At 66.6% G+C, this 18029-nt stretch carries 17 protein-coding genes; 4 read left to right on the top strand and 13 right to left on the bottom strand.

Translation table 11 applies throughout. The features are described from left to right. Positions 1–38: 38 nt before the first annotated feature. The 7 genes from R3P93_RS02700 to R3P93_RS02670 form a co-directional block, all read right to left on the bottom strand. A complete protein-coding gene (locus R3P93_RS02700; protein WP_317532358.1) occupies positions 39–1058 on the bottom strand; it encodes a methionine synthase in 1020 nt (339 codons plus the stop codon). Then, positions 1055–2143, bottom strand: coding sequence for a tRNA 2-thiouridine(34) synthase MnmA (gene mnmA / locus R3P93_RS02695; RefSeq protein ID WP_121870206.1), 1089 nt, complete (start codon positions 2141–2143; stop codon positions 1055–1057). The genes R3P93_RS02700 and mnmA overlap by 4 nt, the downstream gene beginning before the upstream one ends. Next, positions 2143–3381 (bottom strand): cysteine desulfurase family protein, encoded by a 1239-nt coding sequence (locus R3P93_RS02690; protein ID WP_317532357.1) that lies wholly within the window; start codon positions 3379–3381, stop codon positions 2143–2145. The genes mnmA and R3P93_RS02690 overlap by 1 nt, the downstream gene beginning before the upstream one ends. Positions 3382–3463: 82 nt before the next feature. Further along, complete coding sequence (locus R3P93_RS02685; protein WP_255183285.1) at positions 3464–4354, bottom strand: lysophospholipid acyltransferase family protein; 891 nt, start codon at positions 4352–4354, stop codon at positions 3464–3466. Next, positions 4351–5169, bottom strand: a complete 819-nt coding sequence (locus tag R3P93_RS02680; protein WP_317532356.1) for a GNAT family N-acetyltransferase — start codon at positions 5167–5169, stop codon at positions 4351–4353. Before R3P93_RS02680 ends, R3P93_RS02685 begins: the two co-directional genes overlap by 4 nt. Positions 5170–5315: 146 nt before the next feature. After that, a complete protein-coding gene (locus R3P93_RS02675; protein ID WP_149405527.1) occupies positions 5316–6272 on the bottom strand; it encodes an electron transfer flavoprotein subunit alpha/FixB family protein in 957 nt (318 codons plus the stop codon). Positions 6273–6314: 42 nt separating this feature from the next. After that, positions 6315–7115: an electron transfer flavoprotein subunit beta/FixA family protein gene (locus R3P93_RS02670; RefSeq protein ID WP_068045787.1), complete on the bottom strand. Its 801-nt coding sequence runs from the start codon at positions 7113–7115 to the stop codon at positions 6315–6317. A gap of 170 nt (positions 7116–7285) precedes the next feature. Here R3P93_RS02670 and R3P93_RS02665 point away from each other — a divergent pair, with 170 nt between their 5' ends. Genes R3P93_RS02665 through R3P93_RS02655 form a run of 3 tightly spaced genes read left to right on the top strand, consistent with a single transcriptional unit; the run spans position 7286 to position 10925 of the window. Continuing rightward, on the top strand, positions 7286–8125 hold the full coding sequence (locus tag R3P93_RS02665; protein ID WP_317532355.1) for a class I SAM-dependent methyltransferase: 840 nt from the start codon (positions 7286–7288) through the stop codon (positions 8123–8125). 23 nt (positions 8126–8148) lie between these two features. Continuing rightward, positions 8149–9681 (top strand): glycoside hydrolase family 57 protein, encoded by a 1533-nt coding sequence (locus R3P93_RS02660; RefSeq protein ID WP_317532481.1) that lies wholly within the window; start codon positions 8149–8151, stop codon positions 9679–9681. Next, positions 9678–10925, top strand: a complete 1248-nt coding sequence (locus R3P93_RS02655) for a glycosyltransferase family 4 protein (RefSeq protein WP_317532354.1) — start codon at positions 9678–9680, stop codon at positions 10923–10925. The genes R3P93_RS02660 and R3P93_RS02655 overlap by 4 nt, the downstream gene beginning before the upstream one ends. A gap of 11 nt (positions 10926–10936) precedes the next feature. Here the strand turns inward: R3P93_RS02655 and R3P93_RS02650 are convergent, their stop codons facing one another. After that, a complete protein-coding gene (locus tag R3P93_RS02650; protein ID WP_068045796.1) occupies positions 10937–11698 on the bottom strand; it encodes an acyltransferase in 762 nt (253 codons plus the stop codon). Positions 11699–11848: 150 nt separating this feature from the next. On the opposite strand from R3P93_RS02650, the gene R3P93_RS02645 reads away from it, so the two are divergent. After that, positions 11849–13171 carry an outer membrane protein assembly factor BamB family protein gene (locus R3P93_RS02645; protein ID WP_317532353.1) on the top strand — a complete coding sequence of 441 codons (1323 nt, stop codon included), beginning with the start codon at positions 11849–11851 and terminating at the stop codon, positions 13169–13171. Here the strand turns inward: R3P93_RS02645 and R3P93_RS02640 are convergent. The 5 genes from R3P93_RS02640 to R3P93_RS02620 are packed head-to-tail and all read right to left on the bottom strand — an operon-like array spanning position 13159 to position 18000. Further along, entirely contained in the window at positions 13159–14331 is a 1173-nt protein-coding gene (locus tag R3P93_RS02640; RefSeq protein WP_149405522.1) for a THUMP-like domain-containing protein, read from the bottom strand. The genes R3P93_RS02645 and R3P93_RS02640 overlap by 13 nt on opposite strands. 40 nt (positions 14332–14371) lie before the next feature. Further along, positions 14372–15430, bottom strand: coding sequence for a class I SAM-dependent methyltransferase (locus R3P93_RS02635; protein WP_269593579.1), 1059 nt, complete (start codon positions 15428–15430; stop codon positions 14372–14374). A gap of 57 nt (positions 15431–15487) precedes the next feature. After that, the gene (locus R3P93_RS02630; protein WP_068045804.1) at positions 15488–16267 is read right to left on the bottom strand and encodes an enoyl-CoA hydratase/isomerase family protein; all 780 of its coding nucleotides are present in this window, start codon (positions 16265–16267) and stop codon (positions 15488–15490) included. Positions 16268–16293: 26 nt separating this feature from the next. Then, positions 16294–17109, bottom strand: coding sequence for an NUDIX hydrolase (locus R3P93_RS02625; protein ID WP_283346999.1), 816 nt, complete (start codon positions 17107–17109; stop codon positions 16294–16296). Positions 17110–17157: 48 nt separating this feature from the next. Further along, positions 17158–18000 (bottom strand): ABC transporter ATP-binding protein, encoded by an 843-nt coding sequence (locus R3P93_RS02620; RefSeq protein WP_068045832.1) that lies wholly within the window; start codon positions 17998–18000, stop codon positions 17158–17160. Between the last annotated feature and the right edge of the window lie 29 nt (positions 18001–18029).

Genomic DNA, 18029 nt, shown 5'->3' with positions numbered 1-18029 from the left:
GGAGTCCGCGGTGTTTCACTCCGTCCGGCTGTGTGATCTCACAACGAATCGGGTGAATCTCCGAACGCGGCGGCCACGTCGTGGGCGAGTCCTGTTGCGCGACGGGCCCACTCCGGTGTGCTGCCCGCCAATCCACATACAGGCGTCACAGAAGTCCGGGAGGCGAGAACCGACCTGTCGAAACCGAGTCGGTCGATCAATGTGACACCGGGCTCGGCCAGTTCGCGCCACTGGGGTGGCCGCGCGGGGGCTTCGGACGGAATCAACCCGAGCATCAGTGTCTTGCCGGATTGCAGCAGCTCGCCGACTCCGTCGAAGTCGCTGCGGCGCAGCGCAGTCGCGTCGACGGAAACCGCAACGGCACGCGAGCGGCGAAGAAGATCGAAGGGAACGTCGCCGTCGCAGCAATGCACCGCAACGGGAAGGTCTATCGTCTCGATCAGTGAATCCAGCAGGTCGAGAACGTCCGGTTCCGGGACTGCGCGCACCGAATCGAGCCCGGTGATCCCCGTCAGGCTGCCGGCCAGAACGGCTGCGAGACTGGGTTCGTCGAGCTGAACGACGACCTCGACCCCCAGCCGACGCGTCAACTCCGCACAGTGCAGACGCAGCCCTTCGCCGAGAGATTCGGCGAAGTGCCGCAGCGCCCCGCGATCGGTCAGGGCCCGATGCCCGTGCCGAAGTTCGACCTGCGCTGCCATCGTGAACGGACCGGCGGCCTGGACCTTGATGGTGCGGCCGCTACCGCGAAGCCCCGAGACCTCCCACAGTTCCTCGAGCACATCGAGGTCCTCGGCCAGGAAATCGGTCGCCCGACGGCCGGCGAGCATCGGACGTGGCACGACGCGATAGCCGGAGGTGCGTACGTCGAGTTCGACGTCGACCATGATGGCTCCGGTGCGCCCGATCATGTCCGCGCCCAGACCGCGGGCCGGAAGTTCGACGATGTGTGGAAGCTCGGTGAACTCCCCTACGACGACCGCCGCGGCCTCACGAATGTCGGTGCCCGGCCACGAACCGATACCGGTCGCGAGCCCCGCGAAAACGCTCGGGGTCACTCGCGCTCGGATCGAGTGCCCGAGATGGTCGAGCTGCCGATGACGATGTCTCCGTGAATGTCTTTGCGGTACAGCACCGCTGCCTGCCCCTTGGCCACACCGGTCAGAGGAGCCCGCAGTTGGATCTCCATGCCGTCGCCCGCTGCCTCGGCGACGGCCTCGGTCAGTCCACCGTGCGCGCGAACCTGCACGACGCACTCGATGGGGCCGGTCGGGGCGGTGCCTTCGGTCCACACTGCGCGGTCACCGCTGATCGCCCAGACGTCGAGCTTCTGCGCGGAGCCGACCATGACCGTGCCACTGTCGGGTTCGATCGACGTCACGTAACGGGGACGGCCGTCGGCGGCCGGTCCTTCCACACCGAGACCCTTGCGTTGCCCGATGGTGAAGCCGTGCACGCCCTCGTGATCGGCCAGTTCGGCTCCGGTCTCGGAGTCGACGACCTTGCCCGGGCGCACGCCGATGCGCGCGCCCAGGAATGCCCGAGTGTCGCCAGAGGGGATGAAGCAGATGTCGTGACTGTCGGGCTTGTCGGCAACGGCCAACCCTCGCTCGGCAGCTTCCTCGCGAATCTCGGACTTCGGTGTGTCGCCGATGGGGAACATCGCACGCGAGAGCTGTGCCTGGTTCAGTACCGCCAACACGTACGACTGGTCCTTGTCCGCGTCCACGGCGCGTCGCAGGACGCCGTCGTGCAGTTGCGCGTAGTGCCCGGTCGCCACGGCGTCGAAGCCCAGCGCGAGAGCGCGGTCCGCCAGAGCGGAGAACTTGATCTTCTCGTTGCAGCGCAGGCACGGATTCGGGGTCTCGCCCGCGGCATAGGACGCGACGAAATCGTCGATGACGTCCTCTTTGAAGCGATCGGCGAAATCCCATACGTAGAAGGGGATTCCGAGTACGTCGGCAGCCCGACGAGCATCACCCGCGTCTTCCTTGGAACAGCAACCACGCGAACCGGTGCGCAGAGCTCCCGGAGCGGTCGACAGAGCCAGGTGCACGCCGACGACGTCGTGGCCCTCGTCCACGGCACGGGCCGCGGCCACGGCCGAGTCGACTCCCCCGCTCATAGCAGCCAGAACACGCATCAGCGATTTCCTCCTCGAGCTCCGACGCCGGCCAGTCCGGCGGCACGAGCACGTTCGACGACCTGCGGCAGAGCCGCAAGCACAGTGGTGACGTCCGATTCGGACGAGCCGGCTCCCAGCGAGAACCGCAGTGATCCACGGGCGACGGCCGGATCGCACCCGAGCGCAATCAGTACATGGCTGGCGCTGGCGACGCCTGCGGTGCACGCCGAGCCCGTCGAGCATTCTATGCCCGCCGCGTCGAGCAACATCAACAGCGAATCACCCTCGCACCCGGGAAAGGTGAAATGCACGTTCCCGGCCAGCCGGTCGTCGCCTTCCGGACCGTTGAGGATCGCGTCGGGAACGGCGTCTCGGATTCCGGCGATCAACCGATCTCGTAGTGCTCCGAGTTCTGCTCGGTGCCGCGCGGAGTCCTCGACGGTCGAACGCAGCGCAGCCGCCATCGCGACGACGCCTGCAGTGTCCGGAGTGCCCGATCGAACGTCTCGCTCGTGCCCCCCGCCGTGGAAGAGCGGAACACACGGGACCTGGCGGCCGAGCAACAACGCTCCGACGCCCTGGGGTCCGCCGAACTTGTGCGCGGCGATGCTGAGAGCGGACAGGCCGCTCTCGGAGAACCCGACGGGCAGATGCGGAACGGCCTGGACCGCATCGCTGTGCATCGGAACCCCGTATTCGGCGGCCACGGCTGCGAGCTCGGCGATCGGCATGACGGTGCCGATTTCGTTGTTGGCCCACATGATCGTCACCAACGCGGTCTCGTCGGCATGCAGGGCCAGCTCGGCGCGCAGGGCATCCGGGGTGACCCGCCCCTCGGCGTCGACCGGGAGCCACGTGACACTCGCACCGTCGTGTGCGACGAGCCACTCCACTGCGTCGAGCACCGCGTGATGTTCAACCGAGCTGGCGATGATCCTGATCAACGCCGCATCGGAGTCTCGACGGGCCGCGAAGATGCCCTTGACGGCGAGGTTGTCACTCTCGGTACCGCCTGAGGTGAAGATCACCTCGGACGGTCGCGCGCCCAGGTCCGCAGCAATCGACTCGCGGGATTCCTCCACCCGACGTCGAGCGGACCGACCGGAGGTGTGCAGCGAGGACGCGTTGCCCACCGTGGCGAACACAGATGTCATCGCCTCGATCGCGCTCGGCAACATCGGGGTCGTCGCTGCGTGATCGAGGTACACCGGTGGCCGCGGCGGGACGGGAGCAGTCGTACTGCGCACAGAAGGCATAACAGGCTAGACGATACCCGCTGCCGTGACCGCGGACCTACCTGCGCGAGGTGGGTCCGCGGTCACGGTGATCGATGCTCGGTCAGGCCGCCGCGACCTTCGGCGGCACCGGGCTGCGTTCGGCCTCGGCCACGACCTCGTGCACAGCGGGGTCGTAGACGTCGTCCCGGCGAATCGCCACCTCGCACCGCCGGGCGAGGTCGCGTCGATCGCCGCCGGGTGCCTCCGGGGCCGTGAACTCCACCTCGGCGCGCAGTCCTCGCAGTCGGAAGATCCGGCCGATCGACGCACCGATCGTTTCGTCTCCCACGAAGCACGTGGCGGTGGTCTGCTCGCCGGTCCGGTCGACGTAGCGCAGCCGAATCGGTTGTACCCAGGTCTCCGAATCGATCGCGGCCTGCAGCAGCGCCGGCCGTAGCGAGCCGTATGCACGACCACACCAGGTGGTGGCCTCGGGGAAGACGACGACCGACCCGCCTGCGCGCACACGATCGGCAACCTGATCGACGACGCCGGGGAGCTGATGCAGTCGAGCTCGATCGATCGGAAGTACCTTCATGGCCCGCGCCAGGCGACCGAGCAGCGGCCAGTCGATCAGGTCGGCACGCGCCACGAAGGTCGACGGCTGTACTGCCGTGAGCACGACGACGTCGGTCCAGGAGATGTGACCGGCGACGTGCAGTGCACCTGCGGCGGTGCGGGAGCGTTCGCGGTCGGAGCGAGCGTCGAGCACGGTCAGATCGATTCCGATGGCGAACAGCAGAGTGCGAGCACCGATCCGCGTCAGCGAGCGGCGAACCCGCGGGAACGGAACCCCGAGGACGACCAACACCGGCAGCAACCCGAAGGCCACCATCGCCAGTGCGATTCGGAGCGCGAGGACGATTCGTCCCACCGTCGGTGGGTTCTTCGGCAGACAGCCGTCACTGCACGGCGACGACGGCATCCACGCGTGCACGATCGGTCGTGTCACCGGACACCCGACTCGAACGTCGTTGCTGCCGAACGCAACCGGTCGAGATAGCGAGTGTTGGCCTCGTGCAGCCCGAGCAATGCGACGAAATCGGCGACACCGAATTCCGGATCATGAGCCGGCTCACCGCAGATGGAGGCACCGAGCCGGAGGTAGCCGTTCATCAACGGCGGCATCGACGTTCGCTTCGCGGGTTCGACGTCGATCAGATCCACCCCGTCGACGACGACCGGAGCGTACGGCCGGACCCGACGGTCGGGCGGCGTGGCGTGCTTGTCCAACAGGCGGTCTCGAACACCGCGAACGTTGGCCCCGATCGGATCCCCTGGTGCCGACTGCATGGGCACCGACACGCACCCCATGACCCACTCGTATCCCGTCACATCGAGGTAGTGCAGGATTCCGGCCCACATCAGCCCGAGCACGGACCCGGACCGGTGATCAGGATGAACTGCAGCCCTTCCCATTTCGACGATGTTCATGCCGACTGGATCGAGCGCGGAGATATCGAATTCGGTTGCCGTGTAGTACCCGCCGGCGGACACGGCGGCCTGCGGAGGCAACATGCGGTAGCAGCCGACGAACGTGTCGGTCCACTGGTCACGAACGAGCAGGTGATCACAGAATTCGTCGAACCGATCGGCGTCGAGGCCGTCGGTGTCGGTGGGAATGGAAAACCCCGGCTCGGAAGCGAACACCTCGTAGCGCAGACGCTGCGCGGCGAGTCGGTGCTCCGGGTCGGTGGACAACACCAGCGAATAACGGTCGGTGGCCGGGACGATCGATGCAGTCGAGCTCATGACGGAAGTGGTCATGAGGCGTGTCTAACGAGCGGGGAAGGCCACCGGGCATCGTCGGGGAAACGTGTCGGAAGAGTTTGTGTGAACAAGGTTGCGCTGCCCGAGACGACAGGCCCCCACCGCGCGAGCGGTGAGGGCCTGTCGTCGAACAGCGCTGAAGGCTATCCCTTGTGCTTCTTGACTGCCTCGGTCAGCTGCGGTGCGACGTTGAAGAGGTCACCGACGATGCCGTAGTCGGCGATCTCGAAGATGGGCGCTTCCTCGTCCTTGTTGACCGCGACGATCGTCTTCGAGGTCTGCATGCCTGCACGGTGCTGGATGGCTCCGGAGATACCCAGCGCGACGTACAGCTGCGGGGAGACGGTCTTGCCCGTCTGACCCACCTGGAACTGGCCGGGGTAGTAGCCGGAGTCGACAGCGGCGCGCGAGGCACCGACTGCGGCACCGAGCGAGTCGGCCAGACTCTCGACGACGGAGAACTTGTCGGCGCTGCCGACACCACGTCCACCGGACACGACGACCGATGCCTCGGTGAGCTCCGGACGGTCGCCGCCGACGATCGGGTCACGCGAGGTGACCTTGACGGCCCCTTCTTCCTGCGCGGGAACCTCGACGGTTTCGCGGGTGCCCGCTCCGGCCTTCGGCTCGGCCTCGACTGCACCGGGGCGCAGCGAGATGACCGGAACGTCGCCGTTGGCCTTGGCCTCGACGGTGAACGCGCCACCGAAGATGGAGTAGACGGCACTGCCGTCGCCGTTGATTGCGACGACGTCGTTGTGGTAGCCCGAGCCGAGGCGTGCTGCGAGTCGTCCCGCAACTTCCTTGCCCTCGATCGTGGCAGCGGTGATGATCGCTGCCGGCGAGACCGACTCCGCCAGTGCCGACAGCACGTCGACCTTCGGGGTGACGAGGAATCCGTCGACCGCGTCGGATTCGGCGGCGTAGATCTTCTCGGCACCGGCTTCGGTCAGTGCGTCGGCGACCTTGTCGGTGGTGCCGACCGGGCCGGTGACGACCGCGGACGGCTCACCCAGCGCACGAGCGGCGGTGATCAGCTCGGTGCTGACCTTCTTCAGTGTTCCCTCGACGTGCTCCACGAGCACGAGTACTTCTGCCATGACTTGCTCCTCGTTTGTCTTCGATTGCTCGGTGGGGCGGGATCAGATGATCTTCTGGCCGACGAGGTAGGTGGCGATCTTGTCGCCGCCGTCGCCCTCGTCGGTGAGCCGCTCGCCTGCAGTCTTGGGAGGCTTGGGGGTGGACGACGTGACGGTCGTTCCCGCGTTGTCGACGCCGACGATGCCGTCCTCGACACCGATGTCGGCGAGCGTGATGGTCTGCACCGTCTTCTTCTTGGCGGCCATGATGCCCTTGAAGGACGGGAAGCGCGGTTCGTTGATCTTCTCGGTGACGCTCACGATGGCGGGCAACGCGGCTTCGAGGCCGAAGATGCCTTCGTCGGTCTCCCGCTCGCCGGTGACCTTGCCGTCGGCTACGACGAGCTTGCGCATCTGCGTCAGGGCCGGGATCTGCAGGTATTCGGCGATGATCGCGGGAACGGCACCGGTGCGGCCGTCGGTGGCCTCGTTGCCGGCGATGATGAGATCGGCCGGCTCGTCGTTCTCGAATGCGACGTTGCCGAGCGCTGCGGCCAGCGCGTATCCGGTCTGGATCGCGTCGGAGCCGTGCAGGGTCGGGTCGTTGAGGTGCACTGCGCTGTCTGCACCCATCGACAAGGCCTTGCGAATGGCGTCGGTGGCGCGGTCGGGGCCTGCGGACAGAACCTTCACCTCACCGCCCTGGGCTTCCTTGATGAGCAGTGCTTCTTCGACGGCCCGCTCGTTGATCTCGTCGAGGACGGCGTCGGCAGCCTCGCGATCGAGGGTGTAGTCACCGTCGGTGAGCTTGCGCTCGGACCACGTGTCTGGAACCTGCTTGATCAAAACAACGATGTTCGTCATGGGTCTGCGTCGACCTCCTGGTCATGTTCTGCTGATCGTGAGTGTTCTAACGGTTGGTGCAGTACTGATTGGTGCAGTTCTACGGTCTGGGACGAGGTTACCTCACCGTAGTTACTCGTGGGTAACTTACCTCCCTGCCTGTCCGACCATACATCTGCACCCCGACTGTTATGGAGACCACGTTGGCTTACCTCCCGCGCGCCTCCACTAACCTTTCGGCGGTGAACGATTCATCGGCTCAGGCACCGGCACCGGAACCACTCCCCCTCACCGGAGAACGCACCGTGCCCGGCATCGCCGAGGAGAACTACTGGTTCCGCCGCCACGAGGTGGTCTACCGCGCACTCGTCGAGCGCTGCCGCGACCGAACGGTGCTCGAAGCAGGATCCGGAGAAGGCTACGGAGCCAACATGATTGCCGATGTCGCGTCGAACGTTCTCGGTCTCGACTACGACGCGTCGGCCGCCGCACACGTGCATGCCCGCTACCCGAAGGTGACCATGCTGCGTGGCAACCTCGACCGCCTGCCGTTGGCCGATTCCTCGATCGATGTCGTCGTCAATTTCCAGGTGATCGAGCACCTCTGGGACCAAGGTGCGTTCCTTGCCGAGGTGCACCGGGTACTCGCGCCCGGGGGCATTCTGTTGATCAGCACACCGAACCGCATCACGTTCTCGCCCGGCCGTGACACCCCGCTCAATCCCTTCCACACCCGCGAACTCGACGCGGCCGAACTCACCGAACTACTCGTGGACGCTCGGCTCGAGGTCGACGAACTCACCGGGGTCAGGCACGGACGCACTCTGGCCGCCCTCGATGCCAAGCACGGCGGCTCGTTCATCGACGCTCAGATCGAACGAGCACTGGCCGGCGAACCCTGGCCTGCCGAACTCACCGAGGACGTCGCGGCTGTCTCGATCGAGGATTTCGACATCACCGCCGACCGCATCGACGACAGCCTCGACCTGGTCGCCGTTGCCCGCAAGATCTCGAGCACGGTGATCGGGTGACATCCGGTGCCACCGTGCCGGGCATGTTCTCTCTCGTTCTGCACTCCCACCTTCCGTGGTTGGCCAATCACGGCAGGTGGCCGGTAGGCGAAGAGTGGCTGTATCAGTCCTGGGCCGACTGCTACCTGCCACTCACCGCGATGCTCGAGCAACTGGCCGAGGACGGTCACACCGACGTGCTGTCGCTGGGGATCACCCCGGTTCTGGCCGCTCAACTCGACGATCCACACTGCCTGTCCGGAATGCACCACTGGCTCGGGAACTGGCAGCTCAGGGCCCACGAGGCGACAGATCGCGACCTGTCCGTTCGTGAGCACCGAGGTTCTGCCGCCGCGCTCGATCGATTCGAGGCCCGGTGGCGACACGGCGGTTCGGCGGTACTCCGGCCGCTGGTCGACAACGGAACCGTCGAACTGCTGGGTGGGCCGCTGGCGCATCCGTTCCAGCCGCTGCTCGATCCGCGGCTTCGGCAGTTCTCACTGAGCGAAGGCCTGCTCGACGCCCGCTCCCGGTGGGGCACCGCGCCCCGAGGCATCTGGGCACCGGAATGCGGATTCACCCCCGGCATGGAAACCGAATACGCCGCCGCCGGGGTCTCGCACTTCATGGTCGACGGGCCCGCGATGCGTGGAGACACCTCCCTCGGCAGGCCGGTCTGGGACTCCGACGTCGTCGCGTTCGGACGCGACCTGCCGGTCAGCTACCGCGTCTGGTCACCGAAGTCCGGTTATCCCGGCCACGGTTCCTACCGGGATTTCCACACCTACGATCACGCGACCGGTCTCAAACCGGCACGGGTCACCGGCCGCTCGGTCGCGTCGAACGACAAGGCTCCCTACGATCCCGAGCGGGCGGCGGCGACGGTGGACCGTCACGTGGCCGACTTCGTCGATGTGGTTCGTCGGCGCCTGATCTCGGAGTCCGAGCGGATCGGTCGCGACGCCCTCGTCGTCGCGGCCTTCGACACCGAGCTGTTCGGGCACTGGTGGCACGAGGGTCCGCAGTGGCTCGGCAAGCTCATGCGCGCGCTACCCGCCGCGGGCATCACCGTCGGCACGCTCGGCGACGCCCGCGAGCAGGGATACGTCGGAGCGCCACTGGAACTGCAGGATTCGTCGTGGGGATCGGGTAAGGACTGGCGGGTGTGGGCGGGCGACGACGTCGCGGACCTGGTCGCGCTCAATGCCGAGGTCTCTCGGACCGCTCTCGACGCCGTCGATACCGCCCGAGCTGCACAGCGTCGCGCCGGTGGACCCGAACTCCGCAATCGCGTCAACGATCAGATACTGCGTGAGACACTGATGGCCGTGGCCAGCGACTGGGCATTCATGGTCAGCAAGGACTCCGCCGCAGGCTACGCGCGGGAACGGGCACACGTTCACGCACATGCGTTGCGTGAGATCGCGGCCGCGGCCGCAGGTGGGTCACCTGTCCGAGCGAACGAATTGGCTCGGCAGTGGAACCGCGCGGACGGGCTGTTTCCTGCGCTGGACGCACGCCGACTGCCCGGTGCACACGTCGGCGACGAGCGAGAAGATGCAGGGGGGCGTCGATGAAGATTCTGATGGTGTCGTGGGAGTACCCACCCGTGGTGGTGGGCGGCCTCGGTCGGCACGTTCATCACCTGGCAACCGAACTGGTCCGGTGCGGCCACGAGGTCGTGGTGCTGTCGCGTCGACCCACCGGAACCGACGCCGCCACCCACCCGACGTCTCACCACATCGAGGACGGGGTGCTCGTCGTCGCGGTGGCCGAGGACCCCGCTCACTTCGTCTTCGGGGAGGACATGCTCGCATGGACCCTCGCGATGGGGCACGCGATGGTGCGTGCCGGCGTCGCGCTGGGAAAGCCGGGACTGGGCGACGGCTGGCAACCCGACGTCGTTCATGCGCACGACTGGCTCGTCGCGCACCCGTCGATCGCACTCGCCGAGTTCTACGACGTACCGCTCGTCTCGACCATCCACGCCACCGAGGCCGGCCGCCACAGCGGCTGGATCTCCGGCCCCGTCAACCGTCAGGTGCACTCCGTCGAGTGGTGGCTCGCCAACGATTCCGATGCAGTGATCACCTGTTCGGGGTCGATGAAGGACGAGGTCACCACCCTGTTCGGAGTATCCGAGTCGGCGGTGACGGTGATTCGCAACGGAATCGACCGATCCACCTGGCACTTTCGTCGACGAGAGCCTCGATCGGAGCCGGCGAAGCTGCTCTACGTCGGCCGACTCGAGTACGAGAAGGGCATCCAGGATGCCATCGCCGCCCTGCCCCGCATCCGACGAAGCCACCCGGGTACCACCTTGCACATCGCCGGCGAGGGAACACAGTTCGCCTGGTTGGCAGGGCTGACGCGCACCCACCGGGTTGCGCGCGCAGTGTCGTTTCTGGGCAATCTGGACCACACCGAACTGCTCGGCTGGCTGCACGGAGCCGACGCCATCGTTCTACCCAGTCGATACGAACCGTTCGGCATCATCGCGCTGGAGGCTGCGGCTGCGGGTACCCCACTGGTCGCGTCCACCGCAGGCGGTCTGGGTGAAGCCATCGTCGACGGCGTGACCGGCCTGTCCTTCGAGCCCGGCGACGTCGGTGGGCTCGCTGCCGCCGTGCGGCGCGTTCTCGACAACGCGGACGCCGCGCAGGAACGAGCCGTGGCCGCCCGCGACCGGCTCACCGTGGATTTCGACTGGAAACACGTCGCCGAGTCGACGGCCCAGGTCTACCTGGAAGCCAAACGTAAGGTTCGGCATCCGCTGGCCCGCCCGCACATCGCCGAGCGCGCGCTCCCCGGCCGTACCTGAGCACACCGGGGTCAGATCTCCCGCGCCGCCTCGGCCTGTCCGAGCGCCTTCTTGCGGGCGATATCCTCCAGCGCAGCAATGTATTTCGCGCGGTCGGCGGCACCGGCCTCCCACGCGTCCTTGCGATTGCGGACGACCTTGGCCGGGGCCCCGACCGCGATGCTGTAATCCGGGATCTCACCCTTGACGACGGCGTGGGCTCCGAGCACGCAGCCCCGCCCGATCCTGGTCTCGCGGAGGATCGTCACCTTGGCGGCGATCCACGTGTCCGGCCCGATCCGCACCGGGCCCTTGACGATTCCCTGATCCTTGATGGGCATGTTCACATCGTCCATCCGATGATCGAAATCGCAGATGTAGCACCAGTCGGCCACCAGCGTCGATGCGCCGATCTCGATGTCGAGGTAGGTGTTGACGACGTTGTCCTTACCGAACACCACCTTGTCGCCGATCCGCAGCGAGCCCTCGTGGCAGCGAATGGCATTACCGTCGCCGATGTGGACCCAGCGCCCGATCTCGAGACGAGAGAGTTCGGGGGTCGAATGTATCTCCACGTTCTTGCCGAGAAACACCATGCCCCTCAGGATCACGTGCGGATTGGCGAGCTTGAACTTCGCGAGGCGGTAGTACCGCACGAGGTACCACGGCGTGTACGCCTTGTTCGCGAGCACCCAGTCGAGAGACGCACGCGTGAGGAACCGCGCCTGCTCGGTGTCGCGTCGTCTCGACCCGCGCCAGCGTGTCCGCAGCGGCGCGTTCCACATACTCGTCATGGACGTTCACCCTAGTTTCTCGTTCGCCCGCTCTCTGCCGGCACCCTTGCGCGGGCTAGGGTTGCCTGTCGACTGTTGCTCGTCGACGAGACGAACACAGACGCCCCGGCACCACGTCGGGCACGGAAATCAAGACACGGGGAGCGATCGATGCGCGGCGTCACGGCCAAGGGCAGGACCGGCAGAAAGGTCACTGCGGTCGCTGCGGCGATAGTCGTGGTGACCGTGAGCGGTTGCAGCGCCGACACCTCGGCCATCGAACCGCTCTCCCCCGATTCGTGGCCCGCAGCGCATGCGAACTCGCACAACAGCGGTTCGACGGCCGTGTCGGTGTCGACACCTCTGTCCCTGGACTGGACGCGCCCCACGGGCGGCACGGTGACCTCTCCGGTGTCCATCGGATCGACGGGCCAGATGTTCGTCACTGCCGCCACCGAATCCGGCTGCAACCTCTTCTCGTTCGAGATCGACTCCGCCCGCAAGCGCTGGTGCAATCGAGTCGGGCCGTCCGTCGTCACTGCCACGCCGACCGTCGATTCGGCCATCAACGTCTACATCGGCGACGACGGCGGCATGAACTCGTACAACGACCACGGACAACTGCGTTGGCGCACACCGGTGTACGGAGTGCCCAAGTCCGCCCAGTTCCTCGGGGACGGCAGCCTGCTCTCGATCACCCAGATGGGCCAGGTCAGCGTTCTCGATTCGCAGAACGGGCAACTCCGAGTGCCCATTCTGGATCTGGTTCCGACGCCGGATTTCCTGACCGAGCCGAACTCCGATTTTCAGCCGATGGACACCGGACTCGCCCAGTGCAGCTCGGGTGGATCCGAATGCCCCGTACCCGCAGCACCCGCGGTGGACAGTGCGACCGGAACGATGTACCTGACACTGTGGCGTCCGGGTTCGATTGCACCACAACTCGTTTCGGTGCAGTACGACCGGGACGGCTCTCCCGGACTCGTCGAACGCTGGTCCTCGGACCTGCTGCCCGCCGGAGTCGCGTCGAGTCCGGTGCTGTCCGAGGACGGGTCGACGGTCTACCTGGCCGACGTCGACGGCAGGTTGACCGCGTTCGACACCGCCGACGGGCGACAGAAGTGGACCGAGGGCACCGGGCTCGGCATCGGTGCCAGTCCCTCGATCGCTTCCGACGGCACGATCGTGCCGTCGGGCGGGGACGGCACCCTCATGGGCGTGCGCGACAACGGAGATTCGGCCGAGCGAGTGTGGGTCCGCGACGACATCGAACAGGCAGGCAGCGCAGCCCAATCCGCAGACGGACGCGGCCATACCGTCGTACGCGAGGACGACGGGCTGGCCCTGCTCACGTTCGACGCGGCCACCGGAGAAACGGTGGACGTGCAACCGGTTCCCGACGTCGTCGGCACCACCGTCGGCACGTCCATCGGCCCGGACGGCCAGGTCGTCACCGCGAGCTACCTCGGCGAGATCTTCACCTACACGGGCTGAGCGACAGCGCCCGGAGCGCAGACGAACGCCACCGCGGACCGTTCGACTCGGGCGATCACCACAGACAACGCCACGGAGCCGCGCAGTTTGAGCCTGGGCCGCAGTATCGCCGGATCCACGTCGACCCCGCGGACGAGAATCTCCACCGAGCCGCAATCCATCCGATTCAGTTGTTGCCGAAGCACTTTCTCCGAGAACTTGGACTGCTCGAGAATTCGAAAGCCGCGCACCCCGGCCGGGACGGTGTCGCCGGTCAGATACGCAATTCTCGGATCGAGTTGCCACAGACCGAATCTGGCTCCGTAGTGCCGAACCAAACCGGCTCTGACCACCGCCCCGTCCGGATCGACCAGATAGCGGCCGGGGGGCCGAACCGGAATCTCGTCCGACTCGGCATCGGTGAATTCCAGAACACTGCCGTCGGATCGAAGAACCGCTGCCCGACGCCGAACACCGCGCTCGCTCAACCCCTCCGACCACAGGCACGCTTCTCTCACTCCTCCGTCGAGCGAGACCACCTCGATCTCGCCGGCCCAGTCGAGCGCATCGAAATCCAGGCCGGGCGCACACTTGACGACCAGGTCTCGGCCTCGATAGGCGTCGAACAGATCCGGGAGCGGCGGCTGCAGAGCCGCCGGGTCATGGCGTCGCCGCCCACCTGCTCGGCGGCCGGGATCGGCGACGACGACGGTCTCACGCGTCGTCGGGGTCAGTGCGTCGGCGCGCAGCAGAGTGGCCTCAGGAACGTTGTGTGCGGCCATCCGAAGCCGAATCGGGTCGAGATCGCTGCCCACCGCCAACTCCGCCGTAGCGACGAGGACGGACAGTTCACTGCCGATCGAACACGTGACATCGTGCACCCGTCGCCCCGCGAGTCGAGCGGCCCGCCTCCGCGCGACGAGCGTCGGCGTGGCCTGCTGGACCGCCTCGTCGGTCACCAGCCACCGATCGGAGTCGACCAACTTCACTCGGGCCTTGCGGCGGACCGTGACCGTTTCGATCAGTGCACTCGCGTGGTCCGGGAAGCGAGTGCGCACCGAGGCCGTGTCGCGCACCGACGTTCGAGCGCTGAGCTCGAGATCGTCGACCGCAGCAAGAGCTCCGGCACCGGCCTCGCTTGAAAAGAAGTCGAGGTCGGTGCCGGTGAATTCGTAGCCCACTAGCGGACTCGAGCGCAGAGCCTGCGGCGGTCCGAGCCGATCAAGCGCGAGGGGCGGGCTTGATGCCGGTGATCATCACGTTGTAGAACAGTCCGCGCGGAACCACGTGCTGCAGCACGTTCTCGTCCACCCAGCTCAGTGTCTTCCAACCGCCGAAGGCGAATTTCGCCCAGTTCCATCCCAGCTTGCCCTCGGGTACTGCGGCCTCGAAGGTCCGCACCGGCCAACCGAGCAGAGCGGCGGCGAACTCCTCGGTGTTCGCCTGCACGGACTCGGCACCGGCCGAGAGCGCGATGTGCTCGAGATCGGTGGGATCGAACGTGTGCAGGTCGACGACGGCCTCCAGTGCCGCCGCTCGCGAGGATTCGTCGAGCTCTTCCTGCGGCTTGCGCCAGCTCGCCAGGAACGGAAGTTTGGTCGCGCGGGTGGTCGCCTCCCACGTGATGCGTCCGAGCCACCGTGCGTAGAAGTTGCCGACCGTGGTGGGTTCGCCCGCGAAAACGAAGCGGCCGCCCGGCTTGAGTACCCGCAGCACCTCTCGCAGGGACTGTTCGACGTCCGGGATGTGATGGAGGACGGCGTGCCCGACGACGAGATCGAACGTGTTGTCGTCGTACGGAATCGTCTCCGCATCGGCGACCCGGCCGTCGACGTCCAGGCCGAGGTGCTCGGCGTTGCGAAGAGCGACCTTGACCATGCCGGGCGAGAGGTCGGTGACCGAGCCCTTGTCTGCGATGCCGGCCTGCATCAGGTTGAGCAGGAAGAACCCGGTACCGCAGCCCAGCTCGAGGGCGCGGCCGTACGGAAGTGCGGATTGCGCCGACGCGTCACCGGAGACCGCCTGATCGAATCTGCCGCGCGCGTAGTCGATGCATCGCTCGTCGTAGGAGATCGACCACTTGTCGTCGTAGGTTTCGGCTTCCCAGTCGTGATAGAGCACCTGAGCCAGTTTGGTGTCCGACCGTGCGGCCTCTACCTGCTCGGCAGTGGCGTGCGGGTTCGGGGCTGGATCGACCTGGCGGTCATCGGTCTCGGACGACGCCGAAGGCACCGAGTTCGAGATCGATCGATTGACACCGTCGTGGGGGCTTGCAGTCATCAGGCGAGCCTACTATCCGGTAGCTGTGGAACAACTCTGCTCTGCGGGACCGTTGCTTCACCGCCCGGTGAAGGTCGCTTTACCAGGGCCGTCGGCCACGAACGACGTCATGCCGATCGTGCGATCCTCGGTGGCGAACAGCGCCGCGAACTGCTGAGCCTCGATCCGAAGACCGGTGGTGAGATCGACGTCGAGCCCCTGATCGATCGACGCCTTCGCCGCTGCGAGCGCTCGCGATGCACCCGTGGTGAACTGCATGGCCCAGGCGCGCGCTGCGTTGTACACCTCGTCCGGTGCCACCACCTCGTCCACCAATCCGATACGCAACGCTTCCTCGGCACCGACGAAGCGGCCGGTGAAGACCATGTCCTTTGCACGGCTCGGGCCGATCAGCCGAGCCAGCCGCTGCGTTCCGCCGCCGCCGGGGATGACACCGAGCAGCACCTCGGGGACACCGAACTTGGCGTTGTCGCCGGCGATCCGACGGTCCGCACCCAGTGCAACCTCCAGCCCACCACCGAGTGCGTACCCGGTCACGGCCGCGACCACGGGCTTGGGAATAGTACTGAGCGAGCCGAGGGCCGACTGCAGATCTCCGGCGATCGCGGCCATCTCCGACGCGGACAGCGCCACCATCTCCTTGATGTCGGCACCGGCGGCGAAGACCTTCTCGCCGCCGTAGACGACGACGGCCTTGACGTCGGCATTCACCGTGGCCTCGCGAGCCGCCGCTCGGATCTCGTCCTGCATCTGCCGATCGAGCGCATTCATCGGCGGACGGTCGAGGCGGATGGTGCCGATGCCGTCGGACACTTCGAGATTCACGAACTCAGCCATGGGCCGAAAGGCTACCGGGCCGAGGACTAGCGATCCGACCAGGGATGGCGCGTTCCGGCGTAGTACGCGTCGTCGCCGTCGAAGAGCACCCGGACAGTCCCCTCGTCGCGGGTGAGGATCGGCAGAACCGGGGCGATCTCGCGGTCGTGGTCGACGACCTGTGCGACGGTGTCGAACCGAGACAGTGCGTCGAGTTGGCTCCAGGTGGGCGGAAGGAGGATGGTGTTCCCCGACCGCCAGTCCGCCAGTGCGTCACCGGTGGAGCGCCAGCTCACCGACGCCGCCTCGCTGGTCTCGCCGTCCGCATTCTGCCCCTCGGGCAGCACTGCGACGAAAAACCGGGTGTCGTACCGTCGCGCTTCGCCCACCGGGGTGATCCAGTGCGACCACGGCCGGAGCAGATCCGATCGCAGAACGAGGTCGTGGGCGGTGAGGAATTCGGCGAACGACACCTCACGGCGCTCGAGCCGACCCCGCTCTCCCGCGAACGGAGCGGTGTCGGCAACGATCGAATCCGGTGTCGAGCCGGCCAGCAGCACACCGCACTCCTCGAACGTCTCGCGCGCCGCGGCACACACCAGGGCCTGCGCCTTGCCCTCGTCGGTTCCGAAGCGCTCGGCCCACCACGACGGCGGCGGTCCTGCCCAGCGGACGTCAGCTGCCGCGTCCGAGGGGTCGACGCCGCCACCGGGAAACACCGTCATGCCACCCGCGAAGGCCATGCCACCGACACGTTCGAGCAGGAACACCTCGATGTCGGGTCGTGACAGGCCGTCACGAATCAAGATGACCGTCGAGGCGTCCCGGGCCTGTACGTGATCGGCAGCACTGTTCGAGCTCATGAAAGGGAACGTACCGCTGCATTGCGCAGCGGAGTCGATCGGTCCGCTCTATCGGCGGTGCGCCCCGGCAGCGCGGGTCCGCCGCGCGAAGAAGCGACCGTCGACGCGATCGAGTGCGATCGACTGACTGAACGCCTCGGTCAGATTCTCTGCGGTGATGACGTCGTCGACCAGTCCCTGCGCCACCACCCCGCCTTCCTTGAGCAGCAACGCGTGACTGAATCCCGGCGGAATCTCTTCCACGTGATGGGTGATCAGCACGGTCGCGGGGGCGTCTGGATCGGCAGCGAGGTCGGTCAGCCGCGCCACCAGTTCCTCGCGTCCACCGAGGTCGAGCCCTGCCGCAGGCTCGTCCAGCAACAGCAGTTCGGGATCGGTCATCAGAGCGCGGGCGATGAGAACGCGCTTTCGTTCGCCTTCCGACAGCGTGCCGTAGGTGCGGGTGGCGAGATGCTCGGCACCGAGGCTCTCGAGCATTTCCACTGCACGCTCGGTGTCGACCGCGTCGTATTTCTCACGCCAGCGCCCCAACACCGAGTAGCCGGCGGACACCACCAGATCGGATACAAGTTCGTCGGCCGGAATGCGCTGCGCCAGCGAGGAGGACGACAGACCGATCCGCGGTCGGAGTTCGGAGACGTCGGCCTTGCCCATGACCTCGCCGAGAACGTGGGCGACACCGGACGTGGGATGGATTTCGGCCGCAGCGATGCGCAGCAGAGACGTCTTTCCGGCACCGTTCGGGCCGAGGACCACCCACCGTTCGTCCAGTTCCACCTTCCAGGTGACGGGTCCCACCAGGGTCGCACCGCCGCGGCGGACGACTACGTCGGTGAAATCTACGAGCAGGTCGGGATCCGGTTCAGACACGACGCCTATCTTCCCGCACATCGACCGCGCATTCACGGCAGGATGTGCAC

The organism is Rhodococcus cerastii (assembly GCF_033042195.1).
Lineage (GTDB): Bacteria > Actinomycetota > Actinomycetes > Mycobacteriales > Mycobacteriaceae > Rhodococcoides.
This window is presented reverse-complemented; position numbering and strand designations above follow the sequence as displayed.

Excerpts from the sequence above, each read along its gene's own strand:
- R3P93_RS02680 (WP_317532356.1), bottom strand. The coding sequence starts at position 5,169 with ATGACCACTTCCGTCATGAGCTCGACTGCATCGATCGTCCCGGCCACC.
- R3P93_RS02620 (WP_068045832.1), bottom strand. The coding sequence starts at position 18,000 with ATGTGCGGGAAGATAGGCGTCGTGTCTGAACCGGATCCCGACCTGCTC.
- R3P93_RS02665 (WP_317532355.1), top strand. The coding sequence starts at position 7,286 with ATGGAGACCACGTTGGCTTACCTCCCGCGCGCCTCCACTAACCTTTCG.
- R3P93_RS02675 (WP_149405527.1), bottom strand. The coding sequence starts at position 6,272 with ATGGCAGAAGTACTCGTGCTCGTGGAGCACGTCGAGGGAACACTGAAG.
- R3P93_RS02625 (WP_283346999.1), bottom strand. The coding sequence starts at position 17,109 with ATGAGCTCGAACAGTGCTGCCGATCACGTACAGGCCCGGGACGCCTCG.
- R3P93_RS02655 (WP_317532354.1), top strand. The coding sequence starts at position 9,678 with ATGAAGATTCTGATGGTGTCGTGGGAGTACCCACCCGTGGTGGTGGGC.
- R3P93_RS02635 (WP_269593579.1), bottom strand. The coding sequence starts at position 15,430 with ATGACTGCAAGCCCCCACGACGGTGTCAATCGATCGATCTCGAACTCG.
- R3P93_RS02650 (WP_068045796.1), bottom strand. The coding sequence starts at position 11,698 with ATGACGAGTATGTGGAACGCGCCGCTGCGGACACGCTGGCGCGGGTCG.
- R3P93_RS02645 (WP_317532353.1), top strand. The coding sequence starts at position 11,849 with ATGCGCGGCGTCACGGCCAAGGGCAGGACCGGCAGAAAGGTCACTGCG.
- R3P93_RS02630 (WP_068045804.1), bottom strand. The coding sequence starts at position 16,267 with ATGGCTGAGTTCGTGAATCTCGAAGTGTCCGACGGCATCGGCACCATC.
- R3P93_RS02660 (WP_317532481.1), top strand. The coding sequence starts at position 8,149 with ATGTTCTCTCTCGTTCTGCACTCCCACCTTCCGTGGTTGGCCAATCAC.
- mnmA (WP_121870206.1), bottom strand. The coding sequence starts at position 2,143 with ATGCGTGTTCTGGCTGCTATGAGCGGGGGAGTCGACTCGGCCGTGGCC.
- R3P93_RS02690 (WP_317532357.1), bottom strand. The coding sequence starts at position 3,381 with ATGCCTTCTGTGCGCAGTACGACTGCTCCCGTCCCGCCGCGGCCACCG.
- R3P93_RS02670 (WP_068045787.1), bottom strand. The coding sequence starts at position 7,115 with ATGACGAACATCGTTGTTTTGATCAAGCAGGTTCCAGACACGTGGTCC.